This is a genomic window from Pseudomonas sp. BC42 (assembly GCF_021560055.1).
Taxonomy (GTDB): domain Bacteria; phylum Pseudomonadota; class Gammaproteobacteria; order Pseudomonadales; family Pseudomonadaceae; genus Aquipseudomonas.
Genome location: NZ_CP091067.1, coordinates 2,709,019 through 2,728,432 on the forward strand (window position 1 = coordinate 2,709,019; position 19,414 = coordinate 2,728,432).

A 19,414-nucleotide genomic window follows, 5' to 3' on the forward strand; every position below is an offset into this window, starting at 1 on the left:
CAAGCCCTAGCGCCTACTGGAACTCGCCGGACTCCAGGCAGAAGGCGACCAGCGCCTGGTCGCTGTCGAGGTTGAGCTTGCGGATCGCCGAGATCTTCTGCGCGCTGACGGTCTTCACGCTGCGCTTGAGGTTGGCGGCAATCTGCATCATCGACTCACCGCGTACGAAGTGCCGCAGCACCTCGTATTCCTTGGGCGTGAGGCTGCTCAGGCCGTCGGCCATGGAGCGCACCGGGCTGCTGTGGAATTCGTTCGGCACCAGGCTCGGCGGGTGGTGGATGCGTCCCAGCCGGACGTTTTCCAGGGCACTGAGCAGTTCGCTCATGTCGTGGCGCTTGAGCAGCACCGAGCGCACGCCGATGTCATACAGCGCGGCCACGATCATCGGGTTGGACATCATGGTCAGCACTAGCACCTGGACCCTGGGAAAGTGGCGGATCAGGTAGGTCACCAGGCGAATGCCGTCGCCGAACTTCTCGTCGCCCTCCATGAAGTAATCGGTGATCACCACATCGATCCGCGGGTCGTCCGCCAGTTGCTGGACCAGCGCGCTCGGGGTGGTGACGGCGGCCACGACTTCATATGTACCGGTCTTGTGCAACAGGTCGCTGACGGCAGCGAGCACCAGGGGATGATCGTCAGCCAGGGCAACTCGGATTTTTTTCATGGTGGACACGATCCATTTTCGTCAAAGGAGATGCGCAGGGATACGGGGGCTGCGAGAGGTCAGTCGGGCTGGCTGATGTCCTGCAAGGCGTGCAACAGTGTCAGGCTATTCGTGCGCGTGGTGGCCGTCAAACCGGCTTCGCGCAGGCTCTGGCCCAAGGCTTCCAACTGTTGGATCAGGGGCTCGTAGCCGGCGACCGCCAGCGACCCGCGAATCCGGTGCAGCAGGTGGAAGATGCGTTCGTAGTCGTGTTGATCAAGGGCCCGGCGCAGGTGTTCGAGGTCGAGCTTCATGGTGTGGGTGAAAATCTGTCGCAGGTTGGGCGGCAGGCTGCCGCTATCCGGGGGCGTCGGTGCGTCGGGTAGCGGGTCCTGATCGTCCTCGGGGGCCACCTGGGTGAGCCGCGCCAGGCTGGCCCGCAGGGTCTGCAGGGGCACCGGCTTGACCAGCCAAGTGTCCATGCCGGCGGCCTGGCAACGGGCTTCTTCATCGCACATGGCGTTGGCGGTGATGCCGATGATCGGCCGGTCATCCCCCGAGGCCCGCAGGATGCAGGTCAGCTCATAGCCGTTCATGCGTGGCATGTTGACGTCGGTCAGCAGCAGGTCGTAGTCGCCCACCCGCCACAGGTCGAGGGCTTCGGCGCCGTCGGCGGCCAGGGTGTTGCGACAGCCCAGTTGCTGCAGCTGATGGCTCAGGGTCGCCTGGTTGATCGGGTTGTCCTCGGCCACCAGCACGTTCAAGCCCAGGGCCGGCAAGCCGCTCAGGTCACTCGGCGACGGCTCGCTGGGCTCCGGTGCGCGCCCCAGGCGGCGTTCGATCAAACGGCCGATGGCCATGAAATCACAGGCCTCGGCCAGGCTCGTGCCCGGGGCCTGGTGCTGCCCGCCGAGGTCAATCCGCAGCAGGCCTGTGGCCGGCGACGGCGCTTGCGGGCCGTTGTCCAGCAGGCGCAGGAGGATGCCCTCGCCGTGGGGCGTGGCGGCCGCGGCGTCCAGGGGGCTGGCCTGGGCGCCCCATTTTTGCAGCCACAGGCACAGGTTGTCGGTCAGCTCGTGGTGCGGACTGTGGACATGGATCTGCGTGCCGCCGAGGTCCGGCACAGGCGCGTCGGGCACCTCGTCCGCCACCGGCAGTTCCAGGCTCATGGTGAAGCTGCTGCCCAGGCCCAGCTCGCTGGTGAGGTGGATCTGGCTGCCCATCAGTGCCGCCAGTCGGGCGCAGATCGACAGGCCCAGCCCGGCGCCGTGCACCGTGTGGGAGTGGGCGTCGATCTGATAGAAGGGGATGAACAGCTGCTGCTGTTCCTCCTGGCCGATGCCGATCCCGGTGTCCACTACCTGCAGTGACAAGCGCACCCGGCCCTGGCTGCCGGGCTCGCTGCGGGCCCGTACGATCACATGCCCGGAATGGGTGAACTTGACCGCATTGCTGATCAGGTTGGTGAGGATCTGGCTGATCCGCCCGGGGTCGCCCAGCAACGGCGGCAGCGCCGGGTCGACCGAGGCAAACAGCAGCAGGCCCTTGTTGCGGGCCGCGTCGACAAACGCCGCGGTACAGCGCTGCACCAGCGCCCTGGGGTCGAACGGCTGATCGCCGAGGGACAGTTGGCCGGATTCGATGCGGGTGATGTCGAGGATGTCACTGATGATCTGCAGCAACAGGCCCGAGGACACCTGGATGCGTTCGAGCAACTGGCGTTGCTCGCGGTCCAGGTCGGTGAGCCCCATCAGTTCCAGCGAACCGAGCACGCCGTACAGCGGCGTGCGGATTTCATGGCTCATGGTCGCCAGAAACACCGACTTGGCGCCGTTGGCCTTGTCGGCCGCCTGTTTTGCCTGGGTCAGTTGCTGTTCCATCTGGGCCCGCACGCTGAGGTCGGCGAAGGCGCAGACCAGCACGTCCTGGTTGCGGTAACGGGTCGGTGCGTAGGCGATGTAGAACGAGCGGCCATCGTGGCTCTGATAGTTCTCGATCTCCCCCGGTTCCCTGGCCTGGCTGATCTGCTCCAGCAGCCCCGGTTCCAAGCCGCTGTCCTGCAGGCTCTGGCCGACCTGGGTGTCGAACCACTTCAGCGCCAGGGTGTTGGCGAAGACAATCAGGCTGCGCTCGCGGCGCAACACGCACAGCGCCACCGGGGTGGTTTCCAGCAAGGTCCGGTTGAACTGGTCGCTTTCCACCAGCTCGCTGTGGGCCCGCTGCGCCGGCACGATGACCCGGCGCTGATACCAGCGTGCGTAGGCGCGGCCGGCCACGGGGCTGAGCACCAGCAGCAGGAGGATCCCCGCCAGGGGCCAGGAATGGCCGAGGAACAGGGTCCGGTAGCTCAGCAGGTAGTAGCCGGTCCAGGTGGCACTGTCGTCACTGACGCGAAAGACCAGGCCGTCGCTGCGCAGGTTGACCGCCCGGTCCATGTCCGCCGGTTGCGGGCGTTCCCCCAGCAGCAGGCCATCGTGCGGGCTTTCCAGCCAGAAGGCGTCATAGAAGGTCGGTTGCCTTGGCCGGGAAAAGACATCGATGCGCTGGCGGTAGCTCAGGGTGGCGGCGTAGGTGCCGGTGTCGGTGGCGCCGTTGCTGAAGCGCGGGTTGCGCAGTGCTTTGAAGGCCAGCAGGTGGCCGGCAAACCCCGGCAGGCGGATCCAGCGAACCTCATCGTTGCCGCCGCCGCGGGCGCTGTTGCGGATGGCCTGGATGCTGGCCATGACCTGGGCGGCGGACAGAGACGGCTGGTGCGCGCCGACGGTCGGCACGGTAAAACTGCTGCCGGTACCGGCATCCACCACCAGCAAGGCCGAGGCCGGGTAGCTGGAGCGGACCCAGAAGCTGGAGTAGAGGTCCGCCAGGTAGCGGCCGAAGCTTGCGGCCCGGGCGCTATCCAGGGGGCAATGGAGCATGTCCTCGCAGACCAGGGTGAAGGGGGTTTCCACAGGCGACGGGCTGCCCTGGAACAGGGTCGCGCCGAGCGCCTGCTGCTCGTCCATCAGGCGAAAGATGCGCGCCGTGCTCTGCGGGTCGTCGTCGCCGAACGGCTCGTTCTTCAGGCGTTCGAGCAGGGCTTTCTGCTCGCCCATGTAGCGGGTCAGCAGTTTGAAGTCCACGGCGATCCGTTCCTGCTCCTGGCGAATGATCCGTTGGCCACCCCAGAACAGGGCGCCCCCCATGATCAGCAGCAAGGGCAGGATGACGAACAGAACCAGATTCAGTCGTCGGAAGTTTTGTGCAATGCGTCGTAGCGGGATGTCTGGCATGGATGTGGAGAGACGGGCCGGGTGGGTGAAGAAAGAAGGGGTGTGACACTGCATCCCAGCAATTGTGTAAAAGCGTCCAGCTCCAATGCCGCCGAAATAAGATAGCCCTGGGCGCTATCGCAGCCAATCAAGCGCAAGAACTCCAGGTCGCGGGCCGATTCTACGCCTTCGGCCACCACTTCCAGGCCTAACTGCCGGCCCAGTTGCACCGCCGCTACCAGGGCCGCGGCACGGGCGTCATCGGCGGCGGCGCCATGGACGAAGTGGCGATCGATTTTCATCTCGGTGAATGGTGTGGAAATCAGCGCGTACATCGAACTGTAGCCCATGCCGAAGTCATCCTGAGCCAGGCCGAAACCTTTCAGGCGCAGGCGGCTGGCGCCCATGTGGTACTGGCCTGGGGACAGCGGCCGTTCGGTCTCCAGCAGCTCGAAGCACAGGTCGCTGGTGGACAGCCCGGCGGCAACGGTCAGGCGCTGCAACTGGTCCGGCAGGCCGGGGTCGTCCAGCAGCCCGGTGGGCAGGTTGACCGAGACCTTGAGGCGATAGCCCAGGCGCTGCCAGTGCTGCTGCGCCTGGATCGCGTCGTCGAGCATCAGCAGCAACAGTTGATGGTCCAGTTGGCAGCGGCTGATCGAGGCCAGGAACGAGTTTGGCATCAGCAGGCCGAAAGACGGGCTGTCCCAGCGCACCAGGGCCTCGGCGCCGACGATCCGGCCACTGCTCAGCGAGCGCCGGGGCTGGAACCTGGCCTTGAGTTCGCGACGCTCGATGGCCCGCTCCAGCACCTGGCGGTCGAACACCGCCGCATGCTCGGGCCGGGGCACGACCCCATGGCCTTGGTGGTTGCCGATGATGGCGCTGATCTGCTCGACGTGGGTCGCTTCCAGTGGCTTGGGGAAGGTCCCGAGCACCGCCAGGCCTTTCTCCTTGGCCATCAGGCTGACGCTGTTCATCAGCCGTCGCGAGCAGGAGGAAACGATCGCCAGGATCGGCACTTGCTCGACGCCGGTCAGGGCGTGGATGAACTGCACCCCATCCATTTCCGGCATGTGCAGGTCCACCAGCACCAGGTCATAGACCTGGCGGTGCAGCATGGCCAGGGCCTGGCGCGCGTCCAGGGCGCTGTCCACCGGGCCGAACCCTGCCTGCTGCAGCAGTTGCCGGGCCTGCATGCAGTGTATCGGGTGGTCGTCCAGCACCAGGACGCGCAGGGTTTTGGGCAAGCTCACATGACTTTCCTCTTGATGGATTGCAGTACCTCGCTCAAGGCGTCCAGGGGGACCGGCTTGAGGAGCAGTTGGCGGATCCCGGCCGCTTCGCAGCGGCTGCGCAGCACCGGTGACAGTTCACCGGTGATGCCGATGATGGGGCCGCAGAACCCGCGCTCGCGCAGGGTGCGGGCAAACGCCAGGCCGTCCATGTGCTCCATCTGCAGATCGGTCAGCACCCCGTCGAAGGACAGCAGGTCATCGCGTTTCAGGGCGTCGATGGCACTGGCACAGGCCACCATGTGGTTGCCCAGGTAGCGGCCCTGCTGAAAGATCACCTGCAGCGACAACGGGCTGTCGTCCACCGCCAGCAGCTTGAGGTCCAGGCTCGGAGCCAGGGCCTCGGGGGAGGCGAAGCGGCGCTCGGCGACGATGCCGGACTGGGCCTGGGCCACGGCATTGCGCAGGCTGTCGAGGCTGAAGGTGCGGGCGATCCAGCTGTCGCTGGCCTGGCGCTGCGGCGGGCCCATGCCGGGCGCGTGCATGATCACTCGCGGGCCACTCCAGGCCACCGGCCGCGATGGGCCGAGAAAGGCCTCGACCAGCACCGCCTTGCGGGACGGCGGGTCGCGCTCGGCGACATAGGGGGTCGCCAGCGCGCCCCAGCGGCGTAACCAGTGGCAGAGGTTGAGGTTCACTTCCTGGACATCACCGCGCACATACACCGGGGTTACCCCCAGGCGCAGCAGGTCCGGCGCCGGTGCCGCGTTGCAGGGCTCCAGGGCCAGGCTGAAACTGAAACTGGAGCCCAGCCCCGGCTCGCTGATGGCGGTCAACTGACCCTGCATCATGCACGCCAGCCGTTGGCAGATGGCCAGGCCGAGCCCGGTGCCTGAGGTCTTCTGGCCCAGCCAGTTGGGGACGCGGTAATAGGGCTCGAACAGGTTGGCCTGGAACTCCGGAGCGATTCCCGGGCCGCTGTCCACCACCTGGAAACGCAGGCGCGGAGCCTGGCCCGCCGGTGCTTCGGCATGCAGGCGCAGCACCACATGGCCGGATTCGGTGAACTTGATGGCGTTGCTCACCAGGTTGTTGAGGATCTGGCGAATGCGCTCGCCGTCGCCGAGCACCTGCTCGGCAACATTCGGGTCCAGGGTCACGTACAGGCGCAGGCCTTTGCTGCGGGCCCGGGCCGAGTAACTGAAGGCCACTTCCTCCACCAGCCGGATCGCAGAGAACGGTGCGTGGTTCAGGCTCAGCCGGCCGGACTCGATCAGCGACAGGTCGAGGGTATCGTTAATGGTCCGCATCAACGCCGAGGAGGCTTGTTGGGTGGCTTCCAGGTAGTCGCCCTGCTGGGTGCTGAGGGCGGTGGTACGGAGCATTTCCAGGGAGCCGAGGATGCCGTACATAGGGGTGCGGATCTCGTGGCTCAAGGTACTGAGGAACAGGGTTTTCTCGCGGTTGGCCTGGTCCGACAGCAGCTTGGCCTGCAGCAGCGACTGCTCGGCCACCTTGAAGTCGGTGACGTCGCTGATGCAGCACAGCACCGCCGCCACGCCGTTGTAGCCGGTGGGTGCGCAGGTCAGTTGGATGAACGTGCCATCCTCCAAGGCATGGTCGATGGCGTGCACGCGGCTATGCGGCTCGCCGAGAATCCGCTCGCACAAGCCGGGGACCGAGGTCAGCCAGCGCCGTCCGGACTCGTTGCAGAGGATCAGCCGGCCATTGTCGCGGCGCATCAGGCACAGGCCCACCGGCGCGACCTCGATGAAGCGCCGGTTGAGCGAGACGCTGTCCGCCAGGGCGCTGTAGTGGCGCATCGCCGGTTCCACCAGGCGCAGGCGGATATAGCGAGCGCCGAGAAAGATCGCCGCGAACAGCAGTAAGGTCACCAGCAGGGTGCTGTACAGCGGGCCGGAACTGTCTTGCAGCAGTTGGCTGACCGGCGCGTAGTACACCAGGCGCCAGCCGGCGTTGCCCACGGATTTGTTGAGCACGATGTAGTCGGGCAGCCCGCCCAGGCGGTGCAGGCCGAAGGAGTCTTCGTCGGCTTGCAGGCGCGCCAGGCTGCCGGGCACTTGCCAGTTGGCGCTGTGCAGCACCAGCGCGCCTTCGGCGTCATAGAGCAGGTATTTGCCCTGGTGCAGGCCCAGCGGGTCGAGCGCCAGGTCGATCTCGGTGAGTTCCAGGCCGAGCCAGCCCTCGCTGGCGTGATGCTCGTCCACCGGGCGCAGCAGGTACACCTGCTTGTTGCCGTCGGCACCGGCCCAGTACCACAAGGTGCGCGCCCCCGGGTGCAGGGTCAGCAGGTTCTGCGCGGCGCGCTGGTCAAGCTGCTTGAGCCAGGGGGCGGCGCTGGCGTTGTCGGATGGCGGGGTGGGTTGGCTGCCCGGCGGCTCGTAGAGGGTGCTGACCAGACCCTGTTCCGGGGCCAGGTAGAGCAGTTGGCTGTGGGTGTTGTCGACCTCGACCAGATCGCGGGCGGTGAGCACCAGCGCCCAGCGCGGTGACTCGGCACGGCCGAATGGCAATACCCGCAGTTGCTCGTTAGTTGCCAGAAAGTTGCGGGTGGAAGAACTAAGGCGATCATCGCTAGTGCGTACCGCCGAGGAAGAAATGGCCTTCAACAGGCTTTCCCGTTGATTGAAGAATTGTTGGGCGTTAAATGCCGCGGCGTTCATCTGCCGGCGATAGTTGGAAAGTGTTTCATTAAGTGACCATTGAATCACGAAGCCGGCGATGATCAGGATGCAGAACAGCAGGCTGTACATGAACAGCCGCAGCAGGACCACCGGAATATAGGACCCGGAAAAGTGGCTGGTAAGGGCTGGAAAATGGGCTGGTGTATGCATTGCTCTATGGTAAGGAGAACTTTCCATACCCATCTTCAGAATATTCTTAATGCCGGGGGGTTTAAGAAGATTCTCATTTGTTAGTTTGCCTATTGGCTCGACCATTTCTGCCTCTTGTGCTCTAACACAAAGGCTTGGAAGTTATGGTTGTGCTTAAGAAAACCATCAGTCTCGCGGTCAGCTCCGCGTTGTCGTTGATGACATTTGTTGCTCCATTCGCCACCGCTGCCGACTATGAAAACATCGATGTTTCTTCCGCCGAAGGTGAATCGCGGGTGCTGGATGACGCGCGCGTCGACCACGCCGGCAGCGGCCCGGCGGTGCGCGTCACCGGTTCGCAAAATCAGTTGCAGGGCAGCGGCTACGATATCCGCGCCACCGCGGGTGGCCCGAGCAACTCGGTGGTGGGCGTGCAGGTGGAGGCGGGTGGCAAGGCCCAGTTGTCCGATGTGACCATCACCACCGGCGGCTCCGATTTCGCCACTGGCGCCACGTCTGCTGGCGCCGGCAGCCGCTTGGTCCTGAACAACGTGAACATCACCACCCAGGGAAACCAGAGCCGCGGCGTGGTGGCCTCTGCCGGTGGTCAGGCGGAGCTGTCCGGGGGCTCCATCAGCACCTCGGGCAACCAGGCCTCGGCGTTGTCGGCCACTGGCAAGGGCTCGGCGATCAAGGCATCAAACCTGACCTTGAGCAGCACCGCGAGCGGATTTTCCTCGATCGTGCAGGCCCAGGACGGCGCGAGCATCGAACTGGAGCAGGTTGACATCAACTACCAGGGCTCTTCGTCGGCGCTGTCCGCCGATGGCGTGGGGTCGTCCATCAACGCCAATGGCGTCAACATCAGTGCCAGCAACGGGCGCGGCGTGGGCGTCAACAGTGCTTCGCTGACCTTCAGCAACGGCACCATCAACGCCAAGGGCGACGGCATCACCTTGAGCGGCCTGTACCAGAAGCCGGGCGGCACAGCGGTGGTCAGCAACAGCCGGATCACCTCGCAGAACGGCTACGGCATCAACGTCAACGCCGACCAGTCCGCCGCCGACCTGGACAACGTGCACATCACCACTCTGGGTGCCTATGGCTCGGCGATCTGGATGCCGGGCAGCAATACCCGGGTCGACGTCAAGAACAGCATTCTGCAAACCAGCGGCACCCAGGCCGTGGCCATCGACAACCGTGGCGGCGTGTTCAGCATGGACGGCGGCTCCATCATCACCCAGGGCAACAGCTCCCATGCGCTGTACGCCTCGCCGGACACCCCTGCCAGCCCCGGCGCGGTGTTCAACGTCAGCCGCGTGCTGATCGAAACCAGCGGGCGTGGCGCCGTAGGGGCATTGGCCCGGATGTCGGGGGCGAACATCAGCCTGAGCAACAGCCGCATCGTCACCCACGGTGATCTGGGCTATGGCCTGTTCGCCTCGGGCCGCGGCGCCAGCGTGCAACTGCTCGACAGCGACGTGCAGACCTCGGGCGCGCAGGCCCACGGCCTGGCCATCAGCAACAACGCGACCACCCGGCTGCAGGGCTCGACCCTGGTGACCGGCGGAACCGACGCCCACGGCATCGTCAGCTACGCCACGGGCGCCGGGGTGGTGAACAACGTCGAGGTCACCTCCAGCCATATCCAGACCCAGAACGGCGCCGGCATCCTGGTCAACGGCGGCGGCCTGACCACGCGCTTCACCGACAGCAGCCTGAGCGCCCGCAGCGGCGGCGAGCCGGGCATCGCCTTGTGGATCACCGACCGTGCCGATGGGGTGCTGGCCGGCGCCGTGCAACTGCAGGCTGTCCGGTCGCAGCTGGTGGGTGACGTGCAGGTGGACGGCGGCAGCCTGCAACTGTCCCTGGCCGACCATTCCAGCCTGGACGGGGCGATCAGGGGCGGCAGCCGGGACACTCAGTTGAGCCTGGATGACAGCAGCGCCTGGACCCTGCGTGGCGACTCGCAGCTCACGCGCCTGAGCAACAACGGCGTGGTGGAGTTTGCCGACCCCGGGCTGGCGGGCGCCTTCAAACAGTTGCACATCAGTGGCGATCTGAGTGGCGATGGCCGCTACATCATGAACACCGACCTGGGGCGCCAGCAGGGCGACCAGTTGCAGGTCGGCGGCCAGGTCACCGGCCACAACGACATCCTGGTGCGCAACTCCGGCGGTGAGCCGGGGGCTGAAGGGCAGAGCCTGACCCTGGTGCAAAGCGCGGGCGGCCCGGGTTCGTTCAGCCTGGCCAACCGTGGCGGCGTGGTAGATGCCGGGACCTATCGCTACGGCTTGCAGGCCGATAGCCAGGGCAACTGGAATCTGGTCAACGTCGGCCGGACCCAGCCGGCGCCAGGGCCGGACAACCTGTCCACCGGCGCCAGCGCGGCGCTCAACAGCAGCGCCATCGCCACCTTGCGGGCGACCTGGGACGCCGAGCGCGCGACCCTGGTACAGCGTCTGGGCGACCTGCGCGAAGGCGCGGATCGCCAAGGCCTGTGGATCCGTGGCTTCGGCCAGCAGCAGTCGCTGGACAACAGCGTCGGTCGCGATTTTTCCCAGCAGGTGCAAGGCACCCAGTTGGGCCTGGATACCCGGCTCGACACCGCCGGCGGCACCCTTGTGCTGGGCGCGCTGGCCGGCTACAGCCAGACCGACCGCGACTTCAAGCGCGAAGGCAGCGGTAAGCTCGACAGTTACCACCTGGGCGGCTACGCCACTTACCTGGATGATTCGGGCTGGTACACCGACACCCTGCTGACCCTGAACCGCTGGTCCACCCGCCTGGATGTGTGGGGCACCGACGGCGCCAAGGTTTCCGGGCATTCACGCAGCAAGGGCGCGGGCCTGTCGGTGGAAGCCGGCAAGCAGATCGACCTGGGCAATCGCTGGTTCGTCGAACCCCAGGCGCAGGTGTCCATGCTCTATGCGCGCTCCGACAACTACCGCCTGGACAACGGCCTGCAGGTGCAGCCCGGCGAGGGCCTGTCGACCCAGATCCGCAGCGGTGCCCGGGCCGGGCGCCACCTGCAACTGGACAATGGCACGCGTTTGCAGCCTTACCTCAAGGCCGGCTGGGTCGAGGACCTGTCGGCGCAGAACAAGGTCCGCACCAACGGCATCGCCAGCCGCCCCGATGGCAGCGGTGGCGGCTGGTACGCTGGCGCCGGCATCAGCGCCGAGCTGAGCCGCCGCCACCAGCTGTATGCCGAGCTGGAGACCAGTGAAGGCACGAACATCGACCGGCCGTGGGCGGCCAACCTGGGTTATCGCTTGTCCTTCTGAGGTGCATTCATCGCCGCGGCCAGGGTCTGGCGCACGCCGTCGGCATAGCGGGTCTTGGCGATCGGCCCGAGCAAGCGTTGCAGGGCCGAGTCGTCGAGGATCAGCGGCGAGCTGAGCAGGTAGTGCATCTCCACCATCTCCCGCAGCAAGGGGGCGAACAGTCCCAGCAGGCGCAGCAGGGTCTTGCCGATCACCCGTTGCTTGAAGGGCACGGCGCCGTGTTGGCGGATCAGCTCCAGCAGTTGGCGCTGGCTGGTGACCCCGGCGCCGCCCAGGTGCCAGGTCTTGCCGAAGGCGTCGGGCTGCTCGATCAAGCGGCAGACCACCGGGCCGACGTCGGGCACGAAGACGAATTCGTGAGGGCGATCAAGGGGGCCCACCAGGTTCGCCGTACCGCCCCGGACGGCAGCCTGGAACGCGCCGTGCAACAGGCTTTTATCGACCCCCGGGCCGTAGAAGTCCGGCAGGCGCAGCACCGTGGCCTGGATTTTTCCCTCGGCATGGGCCTGCCACAGCACCTGTTCCTGGGCCAGGCGCATGCGCCCCTTGTAGCTGTTGGGCCGGCGCGGGTGATCTTCGGTCACGGGATTGCTCTGGGCCGGACCGTAGGGATAGACGGTGCCGATCAGCAGGATCTTGCGCACCCCGGCGGCGATTGCCCCGTCCAGGGTCTTGCGCATCAGTTGCGGGTGCAGTTCGAACTGCCAGTAGTTGACCCCCACCAGATAGATCAGGGTGTCGATACCGGCGGCTGCGGCTTCGATGCTGGCGCTCTGCTCGGGGTTCCAGGTTACGCATTCGGCCAGCGGGTCGGCGCCGAACGCCTGTTGCAGGCTGGCCGCATCGCGGCCCACCACCCGATAGGCCTGTCCCTGGCTGCGCAGGCTGCTGGCGATACTTTGACCGATGGCGCCGACGGCACCCAACAGGGCAATTTTTGGCATGGCGAGGTTCCTTTTGGTTGACGAGTGCTTGCAGGGTGCAAAATCCTCGACTAAATGAAAATTGCCTGTTCCTTGATGGTCTCTATAAAAAAATGCATACCCAGACAGACAACACCCCCCACTGGGATTGGTACCGCAGCTTTCTCGCGGTGCTGGAAACCGGTTCGCTTTCCGCTGCCGGCCGCGCCATGGGCCTGACCCAGCCCACGGTTGGCCGGCATATCGACCAGCTTGAGGCCACCCTGGGCCTGAAGCTGTTCATCCGCTCCTTCGACGGTTACGCCGCCACCGAAGCGGCGCTGGAACTCAAGCCCTACCTGCTGCAGCTGGCGGCGGGGGAGGCGGCCTTGCGCCGGGTGGCCAGCAGCCACGGGCAGGGCGTGCAGGGCTGTGTGCGGATCTCGGCCAGCGAAGTCATAGGCGTCGAGGTGTTGCCGCCGATGCTCGCCCGCTTGCGCCAGCAGCATCCCCAACTGGTGGTCGAGCTGGTGCTGTCCAACCGTGCCGACGACTTGCTGCAGCGCGAGGCGGACATCGCAGTGCGGATGTTTCGCCCGACCCAGGAAGCGTTGCTGGTGCGCCGTGTCGGGGATATCGAACTGGGCCTGCATGCCCATCGCGATTATCTGGCGCGTGAGGGCACGCCGCAGACGCAGGAGCAGCTGGACGGCCATGCGCTGATCGGCTTCGACCGGGAAAGCGCCTTTATCCGACGCATGCAACAGCAGTACCCGCTGCTGTCCCGCGGTCGTTTTGCCCTGCGCAGCGACAGCGATCTGGCGCAACTGGCGGCCCTGCGCGCCGGGTTCGGCATTGGTGTCTGCCAGGTCCGGCTGGCCAGCGCCGACCCGCAGCTGGTGCGTGTCCTGGCCGCGGAGTTTGCACCGCGCCTGGAAACCTGGGTGGCCATGCACGAAGACCTGCGGGACAGCCCGCGTTGCGCGGTGACCTTTGCCGCGCTGGTGCAGGGGCTGGCGGCCTACGCCGAAGGCGGCTGACGGCCGCGAGCTTGAGAAGGGTTGTCAGGCGGCCCCGCCGGCGGTTTATCATACGCTGTATGTTTAAGCCCTCAGGAGGCAACGCCCATGGCATTCGGCAAGGTATTCATCGCCACTTCGGTGGACGGTTTCATCGCTCGCGACAATGGCGCCATCGATTGGCTGCCCAGCGGCGAATCCGGCGAGGACTATGGCTACGCGGCGTTCATGGACGGGGTGGACGGGATCGTCATGGGCCGCGGCACCTACGACAGCGTGCTGGGTTTTACCCCCTGGCCGTTCGCCAAGCCGGTGGTGGTGCTCAGCCGCACCCTTGGCCAGCAGGACGTGCCCCAGCGCCTGGAGGGCCGGGTGCGCATCAGTGCCGTGCAGCCTGTGGAGCTGGTCGCGCAGTTGCGGGCCGAGGGCTGGAAGAGCGCCTATATCGATGGCGGCACACTGATCCAAGCCTTTCTCCAGGCCGGCCTGATCGATGAAATGACCCTGACCCGGGTTCCGCTGCTGATCGGCAGTGGCCGGCCGCTGTTCGGCGCCCTGGCGCAGGACCTGCGCCTGAGTTGCATCGACTCCCGGCGCTATCCCGACGGGCTGGTCAGCACTCGCTACCGGGTCGAAGGCGAGGTCGCCCATGACTGAGCGCCCCAAGCGCAGCGGCCGCCCCGCGGCGGGTCGCGAGCTGAGCCTGGAACAGGTCCTCGACGTCGGTCTGGAATTGCTGGAGGAACTGGGCCCCCAGGGCTTCGGTGGCCGGGCCCTGGCGCGGCAACTGGGGATTACCCCGATGTCGGTGGCCTACCACGTTGGCGACCAGCACAACCTGATGCGCCTGCTGGTGGAGCGGGTGCACGCAGAGCCCTTGCCCGAGCCGGCAGCGTCGTTGCCGCCGGGACAACGGATCCAGGCGCTGCTGGGCGCCTATATGGCCCGGGTCCGGCGTCACCCGGCGCTGACCTTGTGCATTCTCGGTGATCCGCGGTTGTTCGGCGGCTCCCTGGCGGCCTTCAGCCAGCGCCTGCGCGAGGAAGTGCGCGCCTTCGACACCGACCCGGTGCTGTTCGACCTGCTGGTGGACTACAGCCACGGCCATGCCCTGGCGCTGGCCCTGGCCGGGGAGGCCGGGGCGGAACTGGACGGAGCCTTCGAGGCGGGGCTGCGGCGCTTGCTGCGCTGAACGGCGTTTAGCGGGGCGCGCCGAGCAGTGCGGCAGACCGCTCCGGGCGCGTTTTACATCCCTGCACGTTTGTTCACAGAAAATCACCGCTGCGCCACAGATTGCAACGCAGGCGCTGGGGATACTGGCGCCTGCTCCGCCGGAGCACCCCGGGCCCGACGCGACTGAAGGACGAACGACATGCGCGCACTGCTGACCTGCTTGCTGATCTCGACCCTGGGGGCCTTGCCCCTGGCCCATGCCGGCGCGCCCCCGGCGTTCCACAAGGTGTTCGAGGATATTGCGGCCGACCAGCCCGGTTGCGCCGCCGGGGTGATGCGTGGCGGCAAGCTGATCTGGAGCGCGGGCTACGGCCGCGCCAACCTGGCAACCGGCGCGCCGATCCAGGCCGACACCCTGTTCAACCTGGCCTCGGTGTCCAAGCAGTTCACCGGCTTCGCGATCCTCCAGCTCGAGGCCCAGGGGCGCCTCAGCCTGGATGACCCGATCCGGCGTTTTCTGCCCGAACTGCCGGCCTATGCCCAGGGCATCAGGATCCGCCATCTGCTGCACCACACTTCAGGGTTGCAGGACTACATGCTGCTGGCCGAGCTGGCGGGGATCCCCCTGACCCAGCGCTTCACCCAGCAACAGGCGCTGGACCTGCTGGTGCGCCAGGACAGTTTGATGTTCCCGCCCGGTAGCGAATTCAGCTACAGCAACAGCGGCTACCTGCTGCTGTCGAGCATCGTCGAGCGGGTCAGCGGCCAGCCGCTGAAGCACTACGCCCGGGCGAACATCTTCCTGCCCCTGGGCATGGAGCGCTCCAGCATCGTCGACCAGTACCCGGTGCAGTTGCCGAACCTGGCGCAGGGCCATGAACTGGACGAGCAGGGCAAGGCCCTGGTGGCGGTGGAGGCGCGCTGGGAACAGACCGGCGACGGCCAGGTGCACAGCACTGTGGCGGACCTCATGCTGTGGCTGCGCAACCTGTCCACCGGGCGGGTCGCCGGTCCGGCATTGGTGCAGCAGATGCGCCAGACCGCGCCCTTCAACGACGGTGACCCGGGCCACTACGGCGCGGGCCTGGTCAACCGCAGCTACCGCGGCCTGCAGGAGCTGTCCCACAGCGGCAGCTGGGCCGGTTTCAGCACCGACGTGGCCTGGTATCCCACGCTGGATGTCGCCACGGCGGTCTTGTGCAACCTGGAGGACGGCCAGGCGTCGGAGCGCGCTCATCGGTTGCTGGACACCTTGCTGGGCTCGCCCGGCGCTCCCGCGCCGGGTGATATTCCAGTGCCGCCGCCCAGCATCAGGGCGGTGCCCAAGGCTGCCCTGGACACCCTGGTGGCCGGCCTCTACCTGGATGCGTCGGGTCATCAACTCCAGTTGCAACGCAGCGGCCAGGAGTGGGCCCTGGAGAGCTTCCCCGATGTCCTGCCGCTGCTCCGCCGCAGCGACCGGGTGCTGGCGGCAGACAACGACGGCGCGCCGATCTACCTGGCGGCGGCTGGGCCAGGGCGGATCGTGGCCAACAACCCGGCTTCGAGCTATGCCCTGGCCCCGGCCTGGAAGCCGGCGGACATCCGCCCCTACGTCGGCCTCTATGCCCTGACAACCAGCCCCGGGCAGCTCAAGGTCTATGCCCGGCAAGGCAAGCTCTACGTGCGTATCGGCCCGCACACCTACCCGATGCAGCCGCTGACCGCGGAGCGCTTCAGCGCCGGGGAACTGGGGGTGCTCAGCTTTGCCGAGCAAGGGGCGGTACTGACCAGCAGCCTGGCGCGCAATCTGCGCTTCGGCAGGGTCCGCCAGGAGTAGCGCCATGCCTGGCGCGGCGGCGCCCGGAAGCGCTGGCCGCTTTGCTCAACGTGGCGCAAGTCCTGGAGCTGACAACAGGCCTCTTGTTCTTTTGTCGAACCCGCCAGGCTTGGCACCTTGCTACGTGGCCCGGGAGCGCGGAAAAGGCTGCAGCAACTTCGGCAGCCGGCTCAGGCCCGGTGTGCAACGTCCTCGCCGGTCACTGGGCCAGGTGCCGTATGGGCGACCGCAGAGTGGGTGGTGCCGATGAACAGGTACATGGCCGGCACCATGAACAGGGTCAGCAGGGTGCCGATGGACAGCCCGGCGAAGATCACCAGGCCCATGTCGTGGCGGCCCGCGGCGCCGGCGCCGGAAGCCCAGACCAGCGGCACCACCCCCAGGACCATGGCCGCGGTGGTCATCAGGATCGGTCGCAGGCGCACCGCCGCCGCCTCTTCGATGGCCTCGCGCTTGCTGTAGCCGGCCAGTTGCAACTGGTTGGCGAACTGCACGATGAGGATGCCGTGCTTGGTGATCAGCCCCAGCAGGGTCACCAGGCCGACCTGGGTGTACACGTTGATCGAGGCAAAGCCCATGGTGATGAAGGCCAGGGCGCCGAACAGTGCCGGCGGCACCGAGAACAGGATCACCACCGGGTCGCGGTAGCTCTCGAACTGGAACGCCAGGGCCAGGTAGACGATCAGGATCGAGAACAGCAGCAGGCCGACGAAGCCTCCGGATTCCTGGATGAACTGCCGCGATTCGCCGGCGTAGTCGCTGGAGTAGCCCGCAGGCGCCACCTGTTCCAGGATGCCCTTGAGCTTGGCCAGCAGCTCGCCCTGGGACAGGCCGCTGACGCCGGACAGGGTGGCCGAGTTGAGTTGCTGGAAGTGGTTGATCGACTCCGGTTCCGTGGACGTCTCGATATGGGCCACGGTGCTGGCCGGGATCATGCTCCCCGATGGGGTGCGGATGTAGTAGTCAAGGATCTGCTGCGGGTTCAGGCGGTCCACCTGCAGCACCTGGGGGATCACCCGGTAGGAGCGCCCGGCGGTGGAGAAGTAGTTCACGTAGTTGCCCCCCAGGGCCGCCGACAGTGCCGCGCCGACGTCGGCCTGGGTCATGCCCAGGGCGGCGATCTTTTCCCGGTCCACCACCAGTTTGGCCTGGGGCTTGTCGAGCTTGAGGTCCAGGTCGGAGAACCAGAACAGCTGCTGCTTGGTGGCTTCGGCCAGCACCGCCTGGGCCACTTCGTTGAGGTTTTCCACCGACTCGGTGGTGGTGATCACGAACTGCACCGGCAGGCCCTGGGCCCCCGGCAGTGACGGCAGGGGGAAGGCGGCGATGGCGGCGCCGGGCACCTGGTTCCATTTCTGCTGCAGGTCGAGGATCAGCTGCGCCTGGGTGCGGCTGCGGTCTTCCCAGGACTTGAGCAACACCCCGCCCAATCCCTGGTTCAGCGACGGCAGCCCGGTGAGCTGGAACATCTGCAGGTACTCGGGCTCCTTGTTGGCGATCTGGAACGCCTGGTCGGCAATCCGCTCCATCTGCTGCGGCGAAGCGGTGGGCGCGCCCTTGATCTGCATGAACACCAGGCCCTGGTCCTCGGTGGGCGACAGCTCGCTCTTGGCGGTCATGCCGCTGGCGGCCACCAGCAGGAACAGCAGGAAGCCGAAGGTCACCAGCACCGGCCAGATGTTCAGCCCGGCGGCCAGCACCCGGTGATAGTGCCCCCGCAACCAGTCGAAGCCGCGATCCAGGCGCTGGGCGAAGCGGCCTTCTTCCTGGCCGTTCTTGAACAATCGCGAGGTCATCATCGGCGACAGGGTCAGGGCGATCACCGCCGACACCGTCACCGCGCCGGCCAGGGAAAAACAGAACTCCTTGAACAGCGCCCCGGTCAGGCCGCTGCGCAGGCCGATGGGCACGTAGGCGGCGATCAGCACCACGGTCATGGCGACGATCGGGCCGCCCAGCTCCCGGGCCGCCAGCAGCGCGGCCTCCAGCGCTCCCTTGCCTTCCTCCTTGATGTGCCGGTCGACGTTCTCCACCACGATGATCGCGTCGTCGACCACCAGGCCGATGGCCAGCACCAGGGCCAGCAGGGTCAGCAGGTTGATGGAGTAGCCCAGCAGGTACATGACGAAGAAGGTGCCCACCAGCGACAGCGGGATCGCCACCAGGGGCACGATCACCGCGCGGAACGAGCCGAGGAACAGGTAGATCACCACCGAGACGATGACCATGGCTTCCACCAGGGTCTTGACCACCTCGTAGATCGAGGTGTTGATGAACGCCGTGGAGTCGTAGACGATCTCGCCGCGCACCCCGGCGGGCAATTGCGATTGCAGGTCGGGAAAGGCTTTGCGCACGTTCTCGGCGACATTGAGGATGTTGGCCGTCGGCGCCGCCTTGATGCCGATGAACACCGAACGCTTGCCGGAGAAGGCCACGCTGCTGTCGTAGCTTTCGGCCCCCAGGGTGACGGTGCCCAGGTCTTCCAGGTAGACCAGGGCGTCGCCGTTGTGCTTGACCACCAGGCGCTTGAATTCGTCCACCGTGTGCAGGTCGGTGCCGGCGGTGAGGTCCACGGTGATCATCTGGCCCTTGGTCGAGCCCACGGCGGACAGGTAGTTGTTGTTGGCCAGGGCGCTGGCCACGTCCTGGGCGGTGACGTTGTGGGCCGCCAGCTTGTCGGGATCGAGCCAGGCGCGCAGGGCGAACTGGCGGCCGCCGAGAATTTCCGCAGTCTGTACGCCTTCCAGGGAGTCGAGCTTGGGCTTGACCACCCGCACCAGGTAATCGGTGATGTTGTTGGTGGCCAGGGTGTCGCTGTAGAACCCCAGGTACATGGCATCGGTGGTCTGGCCCACCGCCACCGTCAGCACCGGCTCCTGGGCCTGGGCCGGCAGCTGGTTCTTCACCGAGTTGACCTGGGTGTTGATCTCGGTCAGCGCCTTGCTCGAGTCATAGTTCAGGCGCAGGGTCGCGGTGATGGTGGACAGCCCGGTGATGCTGGTGGAGGACAGGTAGTCGATGCCCTGGGCCTGGGCGATCGCCGCTTCCAGGGGCTGGGTGATGAAACCGGCCACCGTCGCCGCATCCGCGCCGTAGTAGTAGGTGCTGATGGTCACCACGGTGTTTTCCGTGCGCGGCCACTGGTTGACCGGCAACTCGAAGATCGAGCGCAGACCCAGGATCAGGATGAACAGCGAGACCACCACGGCCCAGACCGGGCGCTTGATGAAGGTGTCGGTGAAATTCATGGCCGG

At 66.4% G+C, this 19,414-nt stretch carries 11 protein-coding genes; 5 read left to right on the plus strand and 6 right to left on the minus strand.

The genetic code is table 11. The features are described 5' to 3' along the window. Positions 1 to 13 precede the first annotated feature (13 nt). Genes L1O02_RS12655 through L1O02_RS12670 form a run of 4 tightly spaced genes read right to left on the minus strand, consistent with a single transcriptional unit; the run spans position 14 to position 7,981 of the window. Entirely contained in the window at positions 14 to 667 is a 654-nt protein-coding gene (locus L1O02_RS12655; RefSeq protein WP_060839935.1) for a response regulator, read from the minus strand. Positions 668 to 726: 59 nt separating this feature from the next. Beyond that, positions 727 to 3,915, minus strand: coding sequence for a hybrid sensor histidine kinase/response regulator (locus L1O02_RS12660; protein ID WP_235760003.1), 3,189 nt, complete (start codon positions 3,913 to 3,915; stop codon positions 727 to 729). Beyond that, a complete protein-coding gene (locus L1O02_RS12665) occupies positions 3,867 to 5,147 on the minus strand; it encodes an EAL domain-containing response regulator (RefSeq protein ID WP_082729908.1) in 1,281 nt (426 codons plus the stop codon). Before L1O02_RS12665 ends, L1O02_RS12660 begins: the two co-directional genes overlap by 49 nt. After that, positions 5,144 to 7,981, minus strand: coding sequence for an ATP-binding protein (locus L1O02_RS12670; RefSeq protein ID WP_060839934.1), 2,838 nt, complete (start codon positions 7,979 to 7,981; stop codon positions 5,144 to 5,146). Before L1O02_RS12670 ends, L1O02_RS12665 begins: the two co-directional genes overlap by 4 nt. A gap of 197 nt (positions 7,982 to 8,178) precedes the next feature. On the opposite strand from L1O02_RS12670, the gene L1O02_RS12675 reads away from it, so the two are divergent. Continuing rightward, positions 8,179 to 11,247: an autotransporter outer membrane beta-barrel domain-containing protein gene (locus L1O02_RS12675; RefSeq protein ID WP_060841973.1), complete on the plus strand. Its 3,069-nt coding sequence runs from the start codon at positions 8,179 to 8,181 to the stop codon at positions 11,245 to 11,247. On the opposite strand, the gene L1O02_RS12680 is transcribed toward L1O02_RS12675, so the two are convergent. Beyond that, on the minus strand, positions 11,229 to 12,191 hold the full coding sequence (locus tag L1O02_RS12680; RefSeq protein WP_235760004.1) for an SDR family oxidoreductase: 963 nt from the start codon (positions 12,189 to 12,191) through the stop codon (positions 11,229 to 11,231). The two genes, L1O02_RS12675 and L1O02_RS12680, sit on opposite strands and share 19 nt — an antisense overlap. 92 nt (positions 12,192 to 12,283) lie before the next feature. On the opposite strand from L1O02_RS12680, the gene L1O02_RS12685 reads away from it, so the two are divergent. From L1O02_RS12685 to L1O02_RS12700, 4 genes are all read left to right on the plus strand, one after another. Next, positions 12,284 to 13,189, plus strand: coding sequence for a LysR family transcriptional regulator (locus tag L1O02_RS12685; RefSeq protein WP_060839932.1), 906 nt, complete (start codon positions 12,284 to 12,286; stop codon positions 13,187 to 13,189). Between the two features lie 87 nt (positions 13,190 to 13,276). Then, on the plus strand, positions 13,277 to 13,825 hold the full coding sequence (locus L1O02_RS12690) for a dihydrofolate reductase family protein (RefSeq protein ID WP_060839931.1): 549 nt from the start codon (positions 13,277 to 13,279) through the stop codon (positions 13,823 to 13,825). Further along, complete coding sequence (locus tag L1O02_RS12695) at positions 13,818 to 14,360, plus strand: TetR family transcriptional regulator (protein WP_060839930.1); 543 nt, start codon at positions 13,818 to 13,820, stop codon at positions 14,358 to 14,360. The genes L1O02_RS12690 and L1O02_RS12695 overlap by 8 nt, the downstream gene beginning before the upstream one ends. A 180-nt stretch (positions 14,361 to 14,540) precedes the next feature. Continuing rightward, the gene (locus L1O02_RS12700; protein WP_060839929.1) at positions 14,541 to 16,160 is read left to right on the plus strand and encodes a serine hydrolase domain-containing protein; all 1,620 of its coding nucleotides are present in this window, start codon (positions 14,541 to 14,543) and stop codon (positions 16,158 to 16,160) included. 170 nt (positions 16,161 to 16,330) lie between these two features. Here the strand turns inward: L1O02_RS12700 and L1O02_RS12705 are convergent, their stop codons facing one another. After that, positions 16,331 to 19,408: an efflux RND transporter permease subunit gene (locus L1O02_RS12705; protein WP_060839928.1), complete on the minus strand. Its 3,078-nt coding sequence runs from the start codon at positions 19,406 to 19,408 to the stop codon at positions 16,331 to 16,333. Positions 19,409 to 19,414 lie beyond the last annotated feature (6 nt).

What these genes read in the sequence shown, in the direction of transcription:
- L1O02_RS12680 (WP_235760004.1), bottom strand. Translation starts at nt 12,191, where the DNA reads ATGCCAAAAATTGCCCTGTTGGGTGCCGTCGGCGCCATCGGTCAAAGT.
- L1O02_RS12705 (WP_060839928.1), bottom strand. Translation starts at nt 19,408, where the DNA reads ATGAATTTCACCGACACCTTCATCAAGCGCCCGGTCTGGGCCGTGGTG.
- L1O02_RS12670 (WP_060839934.1), bottom strand. Translation starts at nt 7,981, where the DNA reads ATGCATACACCAGCCCATTTTCCAGCCCTTACCAGCCACTTTTCCGGG.
- L1O02_RS12690 (WP_060839931.1), top strand. Translation starts at nt 13,277, where the DNA reads ATGGCATTCGGCAAGGTATTCATCGCCACTTCGGTGGACGGTTTCATC.
- L1O02_RS12660 (WP_235760003.1), bottom strand. Translation starts at nt 3,915, where the DNA reads ATGCCAGACATCCCGCTACGACGCATTGCACAAAACTTCCGACGACTG.
- L1O02_RS12675 (WP_060841973.1), top strand. Translation starts at nt 8,179, where the DNA reads ATGACATTTGTTGCTCCATTCGCCACCGCTGCCGACTATGAAAACATC.
- L1O02_RS12695 (WP_060839930.1), top strand. Translation starts at nt 13,818, where the DNA reads ATGACTGAGCGCCCCAAGCGCAGCGGCCGCCCCGCGGCGGGTCGCGAG.
- L1O02_RS12700 (WP_060839929.1), top strand. Translation starts at nt 14,541, where the DNA reads ATGCGCGCACTGCTGACCTGCTTGCTGATCTCGACCCTGGGGGCCTTG.
- L1O02_RS12655 (WP_060839935.1), bottom strand. Translation starts at nt 667, where the DNA reads ATGAAAAAAATCCGAGTTGCCCTGGCTGACGATCATCCCCTGGTGCTC.
- L1O02_RS12685 (WP_060839932.1), top strand. Translation starts at nt 12,284, where the DNA reads ATGCATACCCAGACAGACAACACCCCCCACTGGGATTGGTACCGCAGC.